Origin of the sequence: Azospirillum formosense (assembly GCF_040500525.1) — a bacterium.
In the GTDB taxonomy this organism is placed as follows: domain Bacteria; phylum Pseudomonadota; class Alphaproteobacteria; order Azospirillales; family Azospirillaceae; genus Azospirillum; species Azospirillum formosense_A.
Genome location: NZ_CP159404.1, coordinates 265897 through 282161 on the forward strand (window position 1 = coordinate 265897; position 16265 = coordinate 282161).

Consider the following 16265-nt stretch of genomic DNA (forward strand, 5'->3'; position numbering starts at 1 on the left):
GCTCATGGCTGCGCGTGTGGTGAGGCTATTTCCGGGACCGCCCGAAGACGTCGCGTTGGCGGGGCTCTGTCTGGCCGACGCGCTCCACCGCTTGGGCAGCGCCGCGGCGCCGTTCGTCTATGCGAGCTTCGTCGGCAGCCTCGACGGGCGCATCGCCGTGTCGGACCCCGTCAGCGGAGCCAGCCGCCTTCCGGTCGAGATCACCAGCGAGAGCGACTTCCGCCTGTTCCTCGAACTGGAGGCCCAGGCCGACTGTCTGGTCACGCATGGCGGCTACCTGCGCGACCTCGCGGCCGGCCGGCTGGACGACGTGCTGCAGATCGGGACGCGGACCATGGACCGCGATCTGGCGGATTGGAGGCGGGAGAACGGCCTGTCCCCGCAACCCGCCGTCGTGATCGCCAGCGCCAGCCTCGACTTTCCGATACCGGACTCCCTTATCCGCGAAAAGCGGCGCGTTCTGGTCGCGACGGGTCGGCAGGCCCCGCCTGACCGGGTCGATGCGCTGCGGGCGCGCGGCGTCCCGGTGCTCGTCGCCGGAGAGGGGGACGCGGTGGAGGGGGCCCCGCTGGTCCGCGAACTCGGCAGGCTCGGCTTTCGCAGCGTGTATCTGCTGACCGGTCCCCGCATGCTGTCCACCATGCTGCGGGATGGGGCGCTGTCGCGGCTCTACCTCACCATCACCCACCGTGTGGTGGGGGGAGAGAGTTTTCACACCATGGCGACGGGGCCACGGCTGGAGGGCGCCGGCCGTCTGCGCCTGTGCACGCTGCATTACGACGCCGCAGCACCGGATGGCGCGGGCCAATGGTTCGCCCGGTTCGAGCCGTTGCGTCCGGCGTGAGCCCGCTGCCCAGGCTCAGGCGGGTCCTGACCCGGGGGCCTTGCCCGCCCTGCGCGGCGGCTTGGCGGGAACGGATGCCTGGCTGGCACAGGCGGGCGGGCAGCGGATACGACGCAAGCCGCTGCCCGCCGGAAAGGCGGTGGTCGGGCATGATGGGGCACACGGCTTCGCCGTGGCCAAGCCGTCAGAGCTGCGCGCAGGCGTAGGCGTTGATCTCGGTGCCGACGGCGATCACGCGGATTTTCGGTTTGCGCCAAGTCTTCATGGTGCGCTCCCTCGATTTTCAAATGGATGAACGGGGCCGTTCTCGGCCGAGTCCTCTTGGGGAAGCCTACCGGTCCAATCCCGGCGCGGCCATCCTCCGAACGGGTAGCGGAACGGAAAATGCGTATGGAGTTTTTGTGGTGAAGGTCGGGCGCATTTATTTGGTTCCCGTGTCGAAGTCCGGGTCGATCCCGGAGCAGTCCCCGAATGCGTGCTTGAGACGGCGCGCTTGATCGTCACACCATGACGACGCGCTTCTTCGGACAGGCCAGCAAGGACCCGACCCGATGACGAGGAATGGTGTTGCGGTTGCGTTGTTCGCGATTCTGATCGGTTGCGGGGCGGCGCGGGCCGAGGACGGCTACCCCACCTACGCCCGCGTCGATTATGTTCTCGGCTGCATGCTGTCCAACGGCCAGGGGCCGGATGTCGTGCGCAAATGCTCCTGCAGCATCGACGAGATCGCGGCGCATTTTCCCTACGACAGCTATGTGGCGGTGGAGACCGCGCGGGGCATGCAGGAGGCCCCCGGCGAGCGCGCCGCGCTGATGCGCGACGTCGGGTGGATCAAGGACCTGCTGAACGAGTTCCGGCAGGCCCAGGTCGCCGCCGATCTGAAATGCTTCTGACCGGGCCGGCGGCGCGGGCGGCCTTCAAGAGCCGGAATTGGCGCGGATCGGCCAACTCTCCTGGAAGACCCGGCCGTTCGAATCCTCGGCGGTGACCTCCAGCGTGCCCTGCTCCTCCGGCACCAGGGAAAAGTGGATGCTGGGGTCCTCGCTCAACGAGATGTCCGATTGCACGTCCAGCACCGGTTCCCCGTTGTAGCGGATGGCGACGGTTTTCACGTAGTGGGCGGGGATGAAATAGTAGTTGAGCTGGTCGTACTGCATGCCGGTGTAGTTGGGGTGGCTGATCAGCAACTGCGCGGTCAGCGGCTTCCCGGCGGTGATGCTGTCGGGCAGGTTCAGCTTCATCTTGCCCATGCGGGCGACGGCGAGCTGGGCGTTCTTCAGGGCCGGGGCGGAGCATCCCCCGGATGCCTTGACGAACCGGGAGGTGCGAAGCAGCCGCCCGTCGCTGGTCTCGGCGACGGCGGTGATGTTGGTGTAGGCGTTGACCCGCAGACGGGTGTCGATCGCCTGCGGGCTGTCGCCGTGGGGAAAGCGGAAGGTCGCGGCCATCGGCACCGGATTTTCATCGACGATGAGATGGACCGCGGTCACCGCGACGCCGTTGCCCGGCGCCGTCACGATCCGGATGGGCACGACCGCCGCGTCGTTGGCCCGTGTCGGCGCCTCCAGGCTGAGGAGCGGACCGGCGTCCTCGACCGTGCGGCCCGAGAAATACATGTCGCGCAGCAGGTCCCAACGCTCCTCCTGCGGCGAGGCCGCCGGAGCGCCCGCGCTGCTCAGACACAGACAGGCGGCGCCCGACAGCGCGAGGATGATCCGGTGCGGTGTGGTCATGGCGTCATTCCCATTCCAGTTCGGCGAAGGCCGCCGTCACGTTGCGCGGGTTGTAGGAGTCGAACAGGCGCCAGCGCGGCGCCTCGTCGGCGGCGACCGTGTCGACCGCCTGCTGGATGGTGCCGTGGGCGGCCTGGACCTTGCGGACGCCCTCCACCACACCGTTCAGGTAGCGGCGCAGGTCCACCGAGGCGTCCGGCCAGGGAGCGGAAGGCGGGCCGTGACCGGGAACCACGCGCGTTGCCGGTTCGGCCGCCAGGGCGTCGAGGGTGCGCAGCCAGCCGAGGACGGAGCCGTCGATGGCCGGCGCCCGCTCCATGAACAGCAGGTCCCCGGCCCACAGCGTCCTGGTCTGCCGGTCGATCACCGTCAGGTCGTTGTCGGTGTGGGCCACCGGCCACGCCACGAGGTCGAGCACGCGTCCGCCCAGATCCAACTCCAGGCGGTCGGTGACCGCGACGGTCGGCGCAATGAGCCGGACCTCCGCGGCGGCGGCGGCCCCGACCGCGTCGTCGAACGCCTGCCGGTAGTGGTCCAGGCGCGCCGCCAGGGCGGGCTGGAAACGGACATGCGCGACGAAGTCCGGCCGGTCGGGCAGGAAGGCCGCGTTTCCCAGCGCATGGTCCGGGTGCATGTGGGTGTTGACGACGTAGCGGATGGGACGGTCGGTGTGGACCCGGATCGCCTCACGCAGGCGGTGGCCAAGGGCCGGAGACCCGCCGCTGTCGATCACCGCGACGGCCTCGTTGCCCACGATGAACCCGCAGTTGGCGATGTCGCCGCCGTTGGCCGCGTCGGTCTCCTCGTGACGCCCGGCGTGCACGAACACGCCGGGAGCGACCTCGAACACGGGCAGGGGATCGGCCGTCGCCGGGGCCGCCGCCCCAAACAGCCAGACGGACAGCCAGACACCGGCCAGCGCCGCGCGCGCGGACGGTCGGAGGAACGTGGCCGCAGCAGCCATCGTCCGGTCCTGCTCTTGTGTTCAATCGGGCGAGTATGAAACCCCGCCGGCTGGCGCGGCAACCGGGCAAAGGTGTTTGTGCGGCGCACCCTCGGCGGCCAGCCAGCCGACACTGACGGCGGGGGCGTACCATCCCACGCGCTCGCGCAAGGCCGGCGGTACCGGCAGATGGGCCTCGAAGTCCCGGTAGGGCGATCCCCGGCGCTCGGCCAGACGCCGCACCAGGAACCGGCCGACCCCGGCGCCGACGAGCGGAAGGGAATCCGCCGTCCGGCCCCGCGACAGCACGAGGTCGAGCGCGTCGTCGATCCGGCGGAGCTGGCGTTCCGCGAGATGATGGGCGAGGCGCCGGGCCTTCGGAAGGCTGTCCGGCTCCAGGTCGTCGCCGACCATCCGCAGCAGACGCCGCGCGCTGGCCGTGATGCCGCGATCCCTCCCGTCCGCCGTGGCGTGCTGGTCGGCGCCCTCCGGAAGGGACCCGGTCAGGCGGTGCACGTCGGCCATGGTCGCGAACAGCTCCGCCATCAGCGCGCGCCGGCGCCCGCTGTAAGGGACGCAGTCGGCGACCGCCATGACCGGGGTGCGCACGACGCCCGTGTAGACCAATTCGCCGCTGTCCAGCCGCTCCGCGTCGGAATAGCCGGCGTGGCGCGGGACGCCGCCGATGAGCGGGACGATGTCGGCCGTGGTGCTGCCGACGTCCAGCAGGACGCCGTCACCGCCCGCCGCGGCCAGCAGCGCGGTGGCGTACCAGTTGGCGGAAGCCACCGCCTCCGCGCAGTCCGGCACGGCGTCGACCGGCACCAGCCCGCGGGGGCCGGCAAAGAGGGTGAGCGCCGTGGCCGGCAGGGCGGAGCGCATCGTGGCGGCGATGCGGCGCACGCCGTCCGCGCGGTCGTCGAACAGGTCCGCCAGCTCCCCGGTCATCGTCGCGGCGACCCGCTCCGGCGGACCCCAGCGGGCGATCACCGCCGCCACGGCCTGCTCCAGCCGGTCGAGGCCCAACCAGAGCGGACAGGGCCATTGGTCGAGGTCCCGGAGCGTTCCCGTTTCGTCGAACAGGGCGGCCTTCAGGTGCGCCCCGCCGATGTCCAATCCGATCAACGCGCCGCCATCCATGCCTCACCCCTCCAGCGTCAGAAGGACCGGTTCGATGCGCGCCACCGGTGGCGGCGGGACCGGCGGGTCGCGCGCCAGATCCAGCACCGCCGCGGCGACGTTCAGCCCCGTCGCGCGCCGCAACCCCACCGAGGAGGTGGTGAGGCGCGGGTTGACCTCGATGATCGTCGGCCCCTCCGGGCCGATGACGATATCCACGCCCACGCACCCGAACAGGCCGGGCAGCGCCGCCGCGACGCCCCGAGCGATGTCGCGGAGGGCGGGCGACAGCGCCAACCCGCCGACGATCCCGCCGCCGTAGGAGAAGATGTCGCCGGCCAGGGACACATCCTGGCGGTTGGCGGTCAGCGGCCAGGCCCGCCCGTCGCGGCAGAGCATCGACAGGCTGGCTGGGATGCCGGGCTGGAAGGGCTGCACCACGAAGCCGCTGCGGTCCGCTCCTCCCAGCCAATTCCGCCACTCGGTGTGGTCGCGGATCAGCCGGGTGTCGATGCAGCCGGCCCCGTCGTCGGGCTTGACCACCCAGGGGCCGCCGCCCGGCGGATCGTCCGTGCCGACCCGCCGGCCCGGAACGACGGGCAGGCCGGCCGCCGCCAGCACGGCCGCCGTCGCCGCCTTGCTGGATGCGACCGCCACCGCTTCGGCGCGGCTGTTGAGCAGGCGGCGCCCGGTGGCCTCGACCATGCGGCTGAAGCGCTCCAGCGCGCCGTCCGTCTCCGGGGCGATCGGCCAGACGCCGTCCGCCCGCCGAGCGAGGTCCTCCCAAAGCGCCCAGGACTCGCGCGGGTCGGTGATGGTTATGCTGCGCACGGGGGCCGCGAGCGGCGGAAGGCGGGCGTCGCGGGTGACCGTTGCCTCCACCCCCGGCACCTCCAGCAGGTCGGCCAGCAGGGCGTGGAGCATCAGGTCGCCCTCGTGGGCGAGGCTGGCGGGGATCGGATCGTCCGGCGGCATGCCGCCGCCGGTCACGAATTCACAGACCAGGATGCGCATGCCGTCTGTCACCATGCAGCCGGGGGAGGGCGAGATGCTCCACGTCGTTCCGGTGATCGACCTGAAGGAGGGCGGCGTGGTGCACGCCCGCCGCGGCGACCGCGGCCGCTACCCGCCGCTGCGCTCCTCGCTGTGCGCCGGCAACGACCCGGTGGCGGTGGTCGGCGGTCTGCTCCGCCTGCATCCCTTCCGGGTGGTCTATGCCGCCGACCTCGACGCCATCCAGGGCAGCGGCGACAACCGGCCGGCGCTGGCGCGGCTGAAGGCGGCCTTTCCGGAGGTCGGATTCTGGGTCGATGCCGGGTTCCGCAGCGCCGACGCGGTGCGCGGCTTCGCCGCGTCGGGGCTCGGCGACGCCGTGCTCGGCAGCGAGAGCCTGGAGGGGCTGGCGCCGCTGCTCGCGCTGAGGGCTGATCCGGTGTGGGAGCGGGTGATCCTGTCGCTCGATTTCCGAGACCGCTTTGTCGGGCCGCCGGACCTGCCGGACCGTCCCGACCTGTGGCCGCAACGGATCATCATCATGACCCTGGCCCGCGTCGGGTCGGGGGAGGGGCCGGACTGGAGCCGTCTCGCCGAGATCGGCCGGGCCAAGCCGCAGGCCAGCCTGTTCGCCGCCGGCGGGGTGCGCGACGGCGACGATCTCCGGACTCTCGCGGCGCGCGGCGGCGCCGGCGCCCTGGTGGCGACGGCGCTGCACGACGGCCGCATCGGCGGCGCGGAACTGGCTGCCCTGTCCCGATGAGCCGGTCACGCGGCGAAGGGATGCTTCACCTTGTCCTTCTGGTTCATCAGGTCCTGTGCGCTCGGGAAGCTGGCGACCGCGCGCTCGATGGCCTCCTTGGTGGCGCGGTAGTTGTAGTCCTGGATCTTGGCGTTGTCCTTGGCCTCCCAGTGGATGAAGACGCCGACGCAGATGAAGATGTTGTCGATCTCGTCCTGCGGGATGGTGCCTTCCGACACGCAGTCGGCCACGGCCTTGGCGACGGCGTGCTGGGCGGGCCCGAACATCTGCACCGCCTGCTCCGCGCCTTTGATGGTGACCTTGTTGAACAGGATGGTCGCGGGCTTGCACATCAGGTTGGGCGCCACGACGGCGAGCAGGGCGGTGAAGCCGTCCTTGTTGTTGGTCAGCGCGTTGCAGAAGGCCGTTTCCACGGCGCTGCCGCGCGGCCCCATGATCAGGTCGATGTGGGCGACCTCGTTCCCATCACCGACCAGCGACTCGCCGACGAGCACGCGGTTGATCTTCGTGGACTGTCCTCCCCACATCGGCATGTCCTTTCTCCCTAACGTTGCCGGCGCCCTTCGCCGAGCGCGTCTTGTCGAAGAGCATCCGTTATGACGGGCGGCTGCGGCGATTGCATGAGCCAGAACGCAAGGAGGCAACCCACCACAATATCCGCGGTCGTTCCCGGGTTGACGCCATTGTATTTGAGGTCCCGGTCCATTTCCGCCAAGCGCGATCGCGTTAGCGTGAATGCACGATCCGCGCCCATGTTTTCCCTCAATTCCGAAGCCCGCGCGCGTAACCATTCAGAACGCTCCCGCCCGTATTTTCGGATGACATGGCTGTCGGGCAGGGTGGCGAGGAATTCGACATAAATCATTTCCGTCGCCTGCTCGAAATCCGCCCCGGCGTCCAGCCATCGCCGCAGGCTCGGCACGCCGGTGTCGAAGATGTCCGCGAAGCCCGTCGCGTATTGCCGGGCGATGGTGTCGCGGTCCTGCGCCTCCCGCATGGCGTCGAGCAGGGTCACCCGCGCCGGGGCGTGCACGTCCGCCCCCTCCACGCGGCCCAGCCCGGCGGGTTCGGCCAGCGCGATCGCCTGGAAGGCCAGTTCCGCGTCGGCCACCGTCAGGCTGGCGAGGACATGGCCCAAACGGTCGCGCAAGGGGGCGTTTCCGGGCATCAGCGCGGCCTGGGCCAGTGGTGCGGCCAGCAGCAGGATGCCGAGGTTGGTGTTGCAGCCGACCGCTTCTCGCGTGGCAACGACGGCGGCGTGCAGCCGCTCCCCGACGCCCAGGCCCGGCCGCGCGAGGATGGGCGCGGTCGTCTCGGCGCTGGCGAGGAACTGGGCGACGGTCATGCCGTGTCCCTCAGCGTGGATGTGGACGTTGCCGGGCTTCAGCGCGCGCAGTTCGAGATGGCAGGCGGCGCGGTAGGCGCCGGTCACGCCGGACGCGGGATCGGGAGGGATCGGCGCCCAGTCGATCGCGGGTCCGCCGATCATGAGCCGACCCGCTCCACGAAGTCGGCGGCCAGCGCGTCGGCGATGTCCACCGCGCTGACCCGCTGCAGGCCCTGCCATGCCGGCATGCTGTTGACCTCCAGCACCAGCCAGCGATCCGCACGGTCCTGGATCAGGTCCACGCCGGCATAGCCCGCGCCGACCGCAACCGCGGCGCGGACCGCGAGCGCGGCGGCCTCGTCGTCGGCGGGTGCGGCCTCGCACACCGCCCCCTGATGGACGTTGGTGATCCAGCTCCGGCCGTGCCGGGTCATCGCGGCGACCGCCCGCCCTCCGACCACGAAGACGCGGCGGTCCCGCCACGCCCCCTCGGTCCGCGGGGGGATGAAGGGCTGCAGATAGTAGACGCCGCCGAGCGCGTCGGGGTCGGGCAGCGCGTCGGGCCCGTCCAACCGTTGCAGGCCGCGCCCCTGCGCGCCGAACAGCGGTTTCAGAACCTGGCCGGGCGCGCGGTCCAGGAGGCGCCGGGCCGGTTCGGCCTCCTGCACGGCGAGGGCCGCCGGGGTGGGCAGGCCGGCGCGGGAGAGCAGGAGGCTGGTCATGCTCTTGTCCACGCAGCGCTCGATGGCCCGCGCGTCGTTGTGGACCGGCACCCCGAGGTCGCGCAACGCGTGGAGCACGCCGAGGCGCAGCGTCACCTGCTCGAAGCTGCCCTGGCCGATCGCGCGGACGAACACGCCCGCCGGCAGCGTGTCCTCGAAGCCGGGGATCAGCAGACCCGTCGCCGTGTGGCCGACGGCGATCCCGCAGCGCCGCGGTGCGACGCAGCGGCAGGGCAGGCCACGCGCCTCGATGGCCCGGACCAGCCGCGGCGTGTGCCAGTCGGGCCGCTCGGTGAGGATCAGGGCGGCGCGCTCACCGGACATCGCGGAACGAGCGCTCCACGAGGTCCGGCGCCAGGGTGCCGCCGTGGAAGCTGCGTCCGCTGTCCAGGGCGGTGACCGTCACGCGCGCCGGGCTGAACAGCATGGAGTCGATGGCGTAGAAATCCCCCTTCACCGCGGCGAAGACTTCCGCGAAGGGGCGTCCGTGGTCCCGCGACGCGGCGGAGGGCAGGCGGCGCGCCAGATCCTCCGCCGCGTCGTCCGGGCCGGCGACGTGAAGATGGACCGTGCCGCCATAGAGGATCGCGTCGTTGGTCCGGCCCATGGCGGTGAGGAAGCCGCCACCCGGCGGCGGCAGAGGCGCCATGCCGATGCCGTCGACGACGCGGTCGAGCGGGAAGCCGAGGGCGTGCAGCTTGTGCAGGGCGACCTCCAGCACGCGGGCCACCACCTGGGTGGTCCCGGCGAGGCTCTGCGTCGGGGTGAGGACCAGGGTCAGCCGCTCCGCGGCGATGCCGCAGGTCGTGGCGATGTGGGCGACCAGCTCGGCGGGCGGCAGCGCCGTCGCCTCCATGACGAAGACCGCCGCGTCGGCGCTGTCGCGGTAGGCCAGCTCGTCGAACAGAGCCTCCTGCCGGGCCAGCGCGCGGCCGGGGCCGGAGCCCAGCGCGAAGAAGGAGCCCTTGCCGCTGCCGTGGCTGAGGCTCCAGCCGGCGTATTGGCTGCCGAGGCAGGCGAGGACCGGCTGCGCGCTGTGGACGGTGACGCCGAACGGCCAGGACGGCGGACCGGGCACCGGGCCGAACGCCACCCGGCCAAGGCCGCCCATGCACAGTTCGGCGATGCGCCGCCCGGCCTCCAGCCCGCCGGGATGGCCGATGCCGGCATCGACGACGCGGGCGCCCCCGACCCTCTCGATGCCGAGGCGAAGCACCGCGGCATCGGCCACCAGCTGTTCGACCAGCGGCGCGGACAGGGCGGCAAGGCTCGGGCGCGGATCGGACGGCGTTTCCGTGGTCATGGCTGCATCTCCATCGCGGCGAGGGCCGCCAGTTCGCGTTGCCGCCGCTCGGCGCGGCGTCGCGCCGCGGCGGCGCTGGGTCCGTCGCCGAACACCGTGCAGACCGGCTCGCCGCGCCCGATGACGGTCGGCGCCGCCGGCCGGTCGGCGGTCCAGGCCGGCCAGCGCAGCCCCGCCTCGATCCGGGTGGGGGCGCCGGCGTAGAGCACCGCGGCCGCCCGGCTTCCCGGCAAGGCCGGAAGGCGGTCGGGCAGGCGCCCGGCGCAGGCGTCCAGATGGAGGCCGAGCAAGGGCGGCAGCGGCGGGCGGTCGAAGACGTCCAGCGTCGCGCCGGGGCGCGGGTTGATCTCCAACAGATGGAAGTCCGAACCGGTCACCAGAACATCGGCGCTGTTCAGCCCGACCAGCTCGAACGCCGCCGCGAGGCGGCCGACCAGGGCAGGCAAGGTCCGGGTCCAGCGCTCCGGGCAGCGCCAAGGCCCGGCCGCCCCGCCGTAGCGGTAGGGGCTGTCCGGGGTCGGCGCCGTCCATTGCCGGCTCAAGCCGACGACGACGGCGCGCTCGCCGTCCGCGAGGAAAAGCACCGACACGGCGTGGCCGGCGACGCGGCGCTGGACGTACCAGCCCGGCTTGGCCTGCGCCGCCGTCGCGGGTGCGATGTGCGCGCCGCCGCTGCCGCCGATCCGCTTCAACAGATGGTCGCCGGGCGATCCGTCCCAGGCCGGCGCGACCGGGGGATGGGGAAAGCCGAGCCGGGCCAGGGTGGCGGCGAAGCGGAACGGGTCCTTGACGCGCGCCACCACCTCGGGCCGGTTGCCCATCAGGGGACGGTCCGCCGCGAGGCGCGCCAGAAGCGCCGGATCCTCTTCGAAGCCGGCGCCGTAGACCAAAGGCAGACCGCGCAGATCGATCCGCGCCAGCGCATCCCGTAGAGGGCCGGATTCCAGGCGCAGGGCGTCGGAGGGCAACCGCAGCCGCAGACTAGGCTCGGCGAGCTGTCCGGTGTCCAGATCGCCGAACAGGTCGACGGCCGCCGGCCGCCGGCCGGCGCGGCGGGCGGCGGCGGCGAGCGCCCGCGCCGACAGGGCGGCGACGACGATGTCCGGACGTTCCGCCACCCGTTCAGCCGGCGATCTGACGGGCGGCGTCGTAGGCATCGCAGAAATCCAGATACACCGCCGTCTTCGCCGCGGCGAGGCGCGTCAGCAGGGCGTGCTGCACCCGGAACTTGACGGCGCCGACCGCCAGCGCGCCGACGCCGACGCCGCGCCCGCCGGGGAGCGGCGTGCCGTTGTCCTTGGCACCGACCCCTTCGATGCCGGACGGCGGCACCGCGTTGATGTCCGCCGCGACCAGCAGGCGGCCCGCCGCGGCGAGGTTGCGCGCCGACAGGATCTGCACGCCGGCCCGCCCGCAGCCGAACACCACCTCGGCATCGGCGAGCAGCGCCTCCCGCGCCGCGTCGTCGGGCGCGTCGGCGCAGGCGAGTTCCACCCCGAACCGGCGGCGGAACTCGGCGGCCTTGGGCTCGACGCCCGACAGGCCGCGGTGGCTGACCAGGGTGACGCGCGCGCCGGCCAGCGCCGCGATCACCGCAGTGATCCCGCCGACCACGCCGGTCCCGCCGAAGACCTTGAGGGTCAGCCCCTTGATGCCGTCCGGGTGGCTGCGGCGCAGGGCGCGCTCGACGACGGCGACCATGGCGCCGGAGGTCGTGAAGGCGCCCGACGGATCGGCCATGACCGAGATGGTGAAGGGCGCGAACATGGCCTTGCGGGCGGCGTCCATCATGTCGAGCGCCAGCACGGCGTCGCGCCCGCCGATGAACAGGCCGGTGCGCGCCGCGTTCGCCGGATCGCGGGAGAACATCGCGTCCTGGGTGATGCCGGCGATCTCCTCCAGCGCGACGCCGGTGTAGGGGAACAGCGGCCCCATGCCGGCGTCCGCCGCCATGTTGACGTCGAAGGCGCTGACGTGCTTCAGCGGCGTCAGCATGTGCAGAACATAGGGTGCCGCCATGGCGCGCCTCCCGCTTTGCTCGGGTGTGGGGGGTCAGGAGGCCCGCAGCGCCACCCGGCCGGTGGTGGATTCCAGCGTCGCGCCGTCGTTGCGGCCACGGGCCAGATGGAAGTCCAGCGCGGACCCCGCCCAGCGGCGCCGCGCCTCCGCCAGCAGGCCCTCGGCCCGCCGGGCGTCGCCGACGATGGCGAAGCCGGTCGGTCCCCAGGACGTCTGCCCGACGCCGGGAATGCCCTCCGCCTCCAGCCATGCCAGCGCCTCGGCCACCAGCGGGCTGGTGAAGCGCCCGCCCTGGACCGGAGCGAAATGGTCGCCCACCGTGCGCTGCAGTTCGCCCACCGCCCGCCCGAAACGGTCGGCGTCGCCCTCGATCAGCGCCGGCAGGGCCGCCATGACGATCAGGCGGCACAGATGCCCGGCCCGCTCCGCCGGAAAGGGCGGCAGCGCCTTGAAGGCCTGCAGCTCGGCGGTGCCGTGCAACCCCTGGCCGTCGCGGTGCAATATCAGCAGGACGCGCCAGGAGTCCGGAAAGGGCAGGCGTGCGACGATGGGCGGCGGCGCGTCGTCCGGCCCGCGGCCACCGTCGAGGATCACGCCGCCCTTCTCGAAGGCGCCGATCCCGATGCCGGAGCGGGCGCCGCGCTCCAGCTCCGCGGCGAGGCGGCGGACCGTCGAGGGCCGGCCGTGCAGATGCGCGAGCGCGGTGCCGACCGCCAGACCGAGCTGGGTGCCGGAGCCCAGCCCGACATGTTCGGGAATGGCCTCCTCCACCGTCAGTTCGGCGCGGGCCGGCCAGCGGAAGCGGTCGCAGACCGCCCGCGCGGCCTTCAGCGCGCGCTCCGCCGACGGGCCGCTCGCGCAGAGGCGGTCGGACGGGCGCGCGCGGAGGGTGGTCGTCATTCCGTCAAGCGTCAGGCCCAAACTGCCGAAGCGGCGGCCCAGGCCGCCGTTCATGTCGAGAAATCCCAGATGCAGGCGCGCGGGGGCCGTGACCCGCAGCTCCCTGACTTCATCGACGCCGAGTGGCATGAGGACCTCACTCGCTTAAGGAAAGTTGCGTCGTTCTTTTGGTCATGATAATCTTGCATTAAAAAAAGACCCCGATCCAATAGTATATACCTCTTCGGGGTGAGGACTGTTCGGTCACTTCGGGGAGGAAGACATGACCGCGGTTCAGGAAACCACCTATTCCGATACGGAAATCGTTGAGCGGCTGCAGCAAATATTGCCGCGGTGGCGGTTCGAGGACGGCTGGATTCGGCGGAAGTACAAGACGAACAGTTGGAAGGGCACCCTGATGGTGATCAACACGGTCGGCCATCTGGCCGAAGCCGCGTGGCACCACCCGGACCTCACCGCGTCCTACGCCTGGGTCGAGGTGCGGCTGAAAACCCACTCGGCCAAGGGAATCACCGACAAGGATTTCGACCTCGCCCGCAAGATCGAGGAGGTCATCCACTGGCAGCCCGCTCGTGACGGCGGCGCTTTGGAGGGAACGCCCAAGGACGATCCCCGCTTCGCCTACATCAAATACGACTGACGGCATGGCGAGCGACCGGCCAATTCCCGATGCCGTCCGCCCCGTCGTCCATCGCGACGTCGTGTGCCCGTTCTGCGGCCTCGGCTGCGACGACCTGACCGTCGAGGAGGAGCCGCCGTCGACGCTGGCGGTGCGCTCCACCGACTGCCCGGTGGCGCGCGAGCGCTTTTCCCGAACACCGGCGGCCGAACCTCCGCGCGTCGCGGGCGTCGCGGTGCCGCTGGCGGAGGCGGTGGAGGCCGCCGCGGCGGTGCTGGCGGCGGCGCAGGCGCCCCTGGTGGCCGGGCTCGGCACCGACGTCGATGGGGCGCGGGCCGCCCTGGCGCTCGCCGAACGGCTGGGCGCGGTGGTCGATCACGTGCTGTCCGACGGGCTGTACCGAAATCTGGCGGTGCTCCAGCGCACGGGCTGGATCGCGACGACCCTGGCCGAGCTGCGCAACCGCTGCGACCTGCTGCTGGTGGCCGGACCGGACCCGGCGGCGCTCCACCCGCGCCTCTTCGAGCGCTGGGTGGCACCCGCTCCGGCGTTTCAGGCGCCGCCGTCGCGGGAGGTGGTCTTCCTGTGCGGCGAACCGCTGGACAGCACGCGGGACGCGCTCTCGGGGCTTCCCGTTACCGTCCTGCCTGGCGACCCGGCGAGCGTCAGGGACGCGGCGGCGGCGCTGGCTGCGGCTTTGGTCGATCCGCTCCGCGCTTCGGGAGCCGCCAACATTGCAGCCGGCGACATCGCCGCCCTGGCGGAGCGGTTGATGAAGGCACGCTACGCGGTCGTGGCCTGGGCCGCCGCCGCTTTCGACGGGACGCACGCCGACCTGACGGTGGAGCGGCTGGTCCAGCTCGTGCGCGACGTGAACCGGCACACCCGCTGCGCCGGTCTGCCGCTGGCCGGGCACGACAACATGGTTGGGGTCAATCAGGTCTGCACCTGGCGCTTTGGGGTGCCGCTGCGCACGTCGCTGGCCGGAGGGGCGCCGCTGCACGATCCCCACCGCTTCGCCTGGGCGCGCTATGCGGCGGTGTCGGACGCCGTCGTCTGGGTGTCCGCCTTCCGGCCGGAGGTGCCGGCCTTTCCGGCGGAGCAGACCGTCATCGCGCTGGCGCCGCCGGGAACCGTCTTCGCCGACGAGCCGGCGGTGGTCATCCCGGTCGGCACGCCGGGCATCGACCATGCGGCCCATGTCTTCCGCAGCGACACGGTGGTCGCCCTGCGCGCGCGGGGCCTCATCGACCGTGGTCTGCCGGACGTCGCGGCCGTGTTGACGGCCATCGCCGCCGCCTTGCCGCAGGAGGCCCCCGCATGCTGACGAAACTCGCCGGGGCGCGCCTTTACGACCCGGCCAACGGGCGCGACGGCGCGGTGGGCGACCTGTTCTTTCGGGACGGGCGGATCGTCGCCGATCCCGGCCCCGGCGCCGCGCCGGACGAGGTCCACGACCTGTCCGGGCGGATCGTGATGGCCGGCGCCATCGACATCCACAGCCACATCGCCGGCGGCAAGGTCAACATCGCGCGCCTCCTGATGGCGGAGGAACACCGCGCGGCTGCGGAGGAGCCTTGCGGTTGCGCCGGCCTCGCCACCCCCTCCACCCACGCCACCGGCTGCCGCTACGCCCAGATGGGCTACACGGCGGCCTTCGAGCCGGCGATGCTGCCGAGCAACGCCCGCCACGCCCATCTGGAAATGGCGGACATCCCATTGATCGACACCGGCGGCTATCTGGTGCTGGGCAACGACGACCTGCTGCTGGAGCTTCTCGCCTCCGGCGCCGGTGAGGCGGCGGTGGCCGATTACGTCGGCTTCATGCTGAACGCCACGCGCAGCCTCGCGGTCAAGGCGGTGAATCCCGGCGGAATCAACGCCTTCAAGTACAACCAGCGCCGCCTCGACGTGGACGAGACCGGCCCCTTCCACGCCATCACGCCGCGCCGCATCCTCACCGCCCTGGCGGGGGCGGTGCAGCGGCTGGGCATCCCGCATCCGCTGCATCTGCACGGCTTCAACCTGGGTGTTCCCGGCAACGTCGAGGCGACGCTCGACAGCATCGCGGCGGTCGACGGCCTGCGGCTCCACCTCACCCACGTCCAGTTCCACGCCTACGGCGCGGAGGGCGACCGGAAATTCTCCTCCGCCGCCGCGCGGGTGGCCGAGGCGGTCAACCGCCGTCCCAACATCTCGGTGGATGTCGGGCAGATCATGTTCGGCCAGACGGTGACCGCCTCGGCCGACACCATGGCCCAGATGAACAACGCCGGGCTCGCCCATCCCAAGAAATGGGTGATGATGGACATCGAATGCGACGCCGGCTGCGGCGTCGTGCCCTTCCGCTACCGCGACAAGGCCTTCGTCAACGCGCTGCAATGGGCGATCGGGCTGGAGCTATTCCTGCTGATCGAGGACCCCTGGCGGATCTTCCTCACCACCGACCACCCCAACGGCGCGCCCTTTACCAGCTATCCCGAGCTGATCCGCCTGCTGATGGACCGCGATCACCGCCTCGCCCGGATGGCGGACCTGCACCCGGCGTTGCCGGAACACACCATCCTCGGGTCGCTGACGCGCGAGTATTCGCTGGGCGAGATCGCCACCATGACCCGTGCCGCGCCGGCGCGCATCCTGGGCCTGACCGACCGCGGCCATCTCGGGTCGGGAGCGGTCGCCGACATCACCGTCTACACCGACCGGCCGGACCGCCGCGCCATGTTCGAGAAGCCGGACCTCGTCTTCAAGGACGGCCGGCTGATCGTCCGCGACGGCGTGGTGGTGGCGTTCCTCCAGGGGCGCACGCATGTGGTGGAACCCGCCTACGATTCGACGATCGAATCCTGGATGGCGCGCCGCTTCGACGAGCGCATGGGCCAGCGGTTGACGCAGTTCCGCATCGCGGAGGAGGAAATCCGCGGCGGCAACGGGCTGCTCCGCCACGCCTGCCAGCCCGGAGCATTTTGATGGGGGCGTT

18 protein-coding genes are annotated in these 16265 nt (G+C 71.8%); 6 read left to right on the forward strand and 12 right to left on the reverse strand.

Annotated elements, in window-relative coordinates:
• Nucleotides 1–55 precede the first annotated feature (55 nt).
• Nucleotides 56–844, forward strand: coding sequence for a dihydrofolate reductase family protein (locus tag ABVN73_RS22010; protein ID WP_353861328.1), 789 nt, complete (start codon nucleotides 56–58; stop codon nucleotides 842–844).
• 184 nt (nucleotides 845–1028) lie between these two features.
• On the opposite strand, the gene pqqA is transcribed toward ABVN73_RS22010, so the two are convergent.
• Nucleotides 1029–1109, reverse strand: a complete 81-nt coding sequence (pqqA, locus tag ABVN73_RS22015; protein WP_014242213.1) for a pyrroloquinoline quinone precursor peptide PqqA — start codon at nucleotides 1107–1109, stop codon at nucleotides 1029–1031.
• A gap of 313 nt (nucleotides 1110–1422) precedes the next feature.
• Here pqqA and ABVN73_RS22020 point away from each other — a divergent pair, with 313 nt between their 5' ends.
• Nucleotides 1423–1737, forward strand: a complete 315-nt coding sequence (locus ABVN73_RS22020; protein ID WP_353861329.1) for a hypothetical protein — start codon at nucleotides 1423–1425, stop codon at nucleotides 1735–1737.
• Between the two features lie 24 nt (nucleotides 1738–1761).
• Here ABVN73_RS22020 and ABVN73_RS22025 read toward each other — a convergent pair whose 3' ends face one another.
• The 4 genes from ABVN73_RS22025 to ABVN73_RS22040 are packed head-to-tail and all read right to left on the reverse strand — an operon-like array spanning nucleotide 1762 to nucleotide 5653.
• A complete protein-coding gene (locus ABVN73_RS22025) occupies nucleotides 1762–2577 on the reverse strand; it encodes a quinoprotein dehydrogenase-associated SoxYZ-like carrier (protein ID WP_353861330.1) in 816 nt (271 codons plus the stop codon).
• 4 nt (nucleotides 2578–2581) lie between these two features.
• Nucleotides 2582–3541 (reverse strand): quinoprotein relay system zinc metallohydrolase 2, encoded by a 960-nt coding sequence (locus tag ABVN73_RS22030; RefSeq protein WP_353861331.1) that lies wholly within the window; start codon nucleotides 3539–3541, stop codon nucleotides 2582–2584.
• Nucleotides 3542–3562: 21 nt separating this feature from the next.
• Nucleotides 3563–4660, reverse strand: coding sequence for a hydantoinase/oxoprolinase family protein (locus tag ABVN73_RS22035; RefSeq protein WP_353861332.1), 1098 nt, complete (start codon nucleotides 4658–4660; stop codon nucleotides 3563–3565).
• A gap of 3 nt (nucleotides 4661–4663) precedes the next feature.
• Nucleotides 4664–5653 (reverse strand): ATP-grasp domain-containing protein, encoded by a 990-nt coding sequence (locus ABVN73_RS22040; RefSeq protein ID WP_353861333.1) that lies wholly within the window; start codon nucleotides 5651–5653, stop codon nucleotides 4664–4666.
• Between ABVN73_RS22040 and ABVN73_RS22045 the strand changes: the two genes are divergently transcribed.
• The gene (locus ABVN73_RS22045; RefSeq protein WP_353861334.1) at nucleotides 5652–6395 is read left to right on the forward strand and encodes a HisA/HisF-related TIM barrel protein; all 744 of its coding nucleotides are present in this window, start codon (nucleotides 5652–5654) and stop codon (nucleotides 6393–6395) included. The genes ABVN73_RS22040 and ABVN73_RS22045 overlap by 2 nt on opposite strands.
• 5 nt (nucleotides 6396–6400) lie before the next feature.
• Here ABVN73_RS22045 and fae read toward each other — a convergent pair whose 3' ends face one another.
• Genes fae through ABVN73_RS22080 form a run of 7 tightly spaced genes read right to left on the reverse strand, consistent with a single transcriptional unit; the run spans nucleotide 6401 to nucleotide 12795 of the window.
• On the reverse strand, nucleotides 6401–6928 hold the full coding sequence (gene fae / locus ABVN73_RS22050; protein ID WP_275945596.1) for a formaldehyde-activating enzyme: 528 nt from the start codon (nucleotides 6926–6928) through the stop codon (nucleotides 6401–6403).
• Between the two features lie 11 nt (nucleotides 6929–6939).
• On the reverse strand, nucleotides 6940–7884 hold the full coding sequence (locus ABVN73_RS22055) for a triphosphoribosyl-dephospho-CoA synthase (protein WP_353861335.1): 945 nt from the start codon (nucleotides 7882–7884) through the stop codon (nucleotides 6940–6942).
• Nucleotides 7881–8768, reverse strand: a complete 888-nt coding sequence (locus ABVN73_RS22060; protein ID WP_353861336.1) for a RimK family alpha-L-glutamate ligase — start codon at nucleotides 8766–8768, stop codon at nucleotides 7881–7883. Before ABVN73_RS22060 ends, ABVN73_RS22055 begins: the two co-directional genes overlap by 4 nt.
• Entirely contained in the window at nucleotides 8758–9747 is a 990-nt protein-coding gene (gene mch / locus ABVN73_RS22065) for a methenyltetrahydromethanopterin cyclohydrolase (RefSeq protein WP_353861337.1), read from the reverse strand. Before mch ends, ABVN73_RS22060 begins: the two co-directional genes overlap by 11 nt.
• Entirely contained in the window at nucleotides 9744–10865 is a 1122-nt protein-coding gene (locus ABVN73_RS22070) for an ATP-grasp domain-containing protein (protein ID WP_353861338.1), read from the reverse strand. Before ABVN73_RS22070 ends, mch begins: the two co-directional genes overlap by 4 nt.
• 4 nt (nucleotides 10866–10869) lie before the next feature.
• Nucleotides 10870–11766 carry an NAD(P)-dependent methylenetetrahydromethanopterin dehydrogenase gene (locus tag ABVN73_RS22075; RefSeq protein ID WP_353861339.1) on the reverse strand — a complete coding sequence of 299 codons (897 nt, stop codon included), beginning with the start codon at nucleotides 11764–11766 and terminating at the stop codon, nucleotides 10870–10872.
• 33 nt (nucleotides 11767–11799) lie between these two features.
• Complete coding sequence (locus tag ABVN73_RS22080) at nucleotides 11800–12795, reverse strand: beta-ribofuranosylaminobenzene 5'-phosphate synthase family protein (RefSeq protein ID WP_353861340.1); 996 nt, start codon at nucleotides 12793–12795, stop codon at nucleotides 11800–11802.
• A 133-nt stretch (nucleotides 12796–12928) separates the two neighbouring features.
• Between ABVN73_RS22080 and ABVN73_RS22085 the strand changes: the two genes are divergently transcribed.
• Genes ABVN73_RS22085 through ABVN73_RS22095 form a run of 3 tightly spaced genes read left to right on the forward strand, consistent with a single transcriptional unit; the run spans nucleotide 12929 to nucleotide 16255 of the window.
• Nucleotides 12929–13306 carry a 4a-hydroxytetrahydrobiopterin dehydratase gene (locus tag ABVN73_RS22085; protein ID WP_353861341.1) on the forward strand — a complete coding sequence of 126 codons (378 nt, stop codon included), beginning with the start codon at nucleotides 12929–12931 and terminating at the stop codon, nucleotides 13304–13306.
• A gap of 4 nt (nucleotides 13307–13310) precedes the next feature.
• Nucleotides 13311–14612 carry a formylmethanofuran dehydrogenase gene (locus tag ABVN73_RS22090; RefSeq protein ID WP_353861342.1) on the forward strand — a complete coding sequence of 434 codons (1302 nt, stop codon included), beginning with the start codon at nucleotides 13311–13313 and terminating at the stop codon, nucleotides 14610–14612.
• On the forward strand, nucleotides 14606–16255 hold the full coding sequence (locus tag ABVN73_RS22095; RefSeq protein ID WP_353861343.1) for a formylmethanofuran dehydrogenase subunit A: 1650 nt from the start codon (nucleotides 14606–14608) through the stop codon (nucleotides 16253–16255). Before ABVN73_RS22090 ends, ABVN73_RS22095 begins: the two co-directional genes overlap by 7 nt.
• The last annotated feature ends 10 nt before the right edge of the window (nucleotides 16256–16265 follow it).

What these genes read in the sequence shown, in the direction of transcription:
- pqqA (WP_014242213.1), bottom strand. Translation starts at nt 1,109, where the DNA reads ATGAAGACTTGGCGCAAACCGAAAATCCGCGTGATCGCCGTCGGCACC.
- ABVN73_RS22025 (WP_353861330.1), bottom strand. Translation starts at nt 2,577, where the DNA reads ATGACCACACCGCACCGGATCATCCTCGCGCTGTCGGGCGCCGCCTGT.
- ABVN73_RS22030 (WP_353861331.1), bottom strand. Translation starts at nt 3,541, where the DNA reads ATGGCTGCTGCGGCCACGTTCCTCCGACCGTCCGCGCGCGCGGCGCTG.
- ABVN73_RS22035 (WP_353861332.1), bottom strand. Translation starts at nt 4,660, where the DNA reads ATGGATGGCGGCGCGTTGATCGGATTGGACATCGGCGGGGCGCACCTG.
- ABVN73_RS22045 (WP_353861334.1), top strand. Translation starts at nt 5,652, where the DNA reads ATGCCGTCTGTCACCATGCAGCCGGGGGAGGGCGAGATGCTCCACGTC.
- ABVN73_RS22040 (WP_353861333.1), bottom strand. Translation starts at nt 5,653, where the DNA reads ATGCGCATCCTGGTCTGTGAATTCGTGACCGGCGGCGGCATGCCGCCG.
- fae (WP_275945596.1), bottom strand. Translation starts at nt 6,928, where the DNA reads ATGCCGATGTGGGGAGGACAGTCCACGAAGATCAACCGCGTGCTCGTC.
- ABVN73_RS22055 (WP_353861335.1), bottom strand. Translation starts at nt 7,884, where the DNA reads ATGATCGGCGGACCCGCGATCGACTGGGCGCCGATCCCTCCCGATCCC.
- ABVN73_RS22060 (WP_353861336.1), bottom strand. Translation starts at nt 8,768, where the DNA reads ATGTCCGGTGAGCGCGCCGCCCTGATCCTCACCGAGCGGCCCGACTGG.
- mch (WP_353861337.1), bottom strand. Translation starts at nt 9,747, where the DNA reads ATGACCACGGAAACGCCGTCCGATCCGCGCCCGAGCCTTGCCGCCCTG.
- ABVN73_RS22075 (WP_353861339.1), bottom strand. Translation starts at nt 11,766, where the DNA reads ATGGCGGCACCCTATGTTCTGCACATGCTGACGCCGCTGAAGCACGTC.
- ABVN73_RS22080 (WP_353861340.1), bottom strand. Translation starts at nt 12,795, where the DNA reads ATGCCACTCGGCGTCGATGAAGTCAGGGAGCTGCGGGTCACGGCCCCC.
- ABVN73_RS22085 (WP_353861341.1), top strand. Translation starts at nt 12,929, where the DNA reads ATGACCGCGGTTCAGGAAACCACCTATTCCGATACGGAAATCGTTGAG.
- ABVN73_RS22090 (WP_353861342.1), top strand. Translation starts at nt 13,311, where the DNA reads ATGGCGAGCGACCGGCCAATTCCCGATGCCGTCCGCCCCGTCGTCCAT.
- ABVN73_RS22095 (WP_353861343.1), top strand. Translation starts at nt 14,606, where the DNA reads ATGCTGACGAAACTCGCCGGGGCGCGCCTTTACGACCCGGCCAACGGG.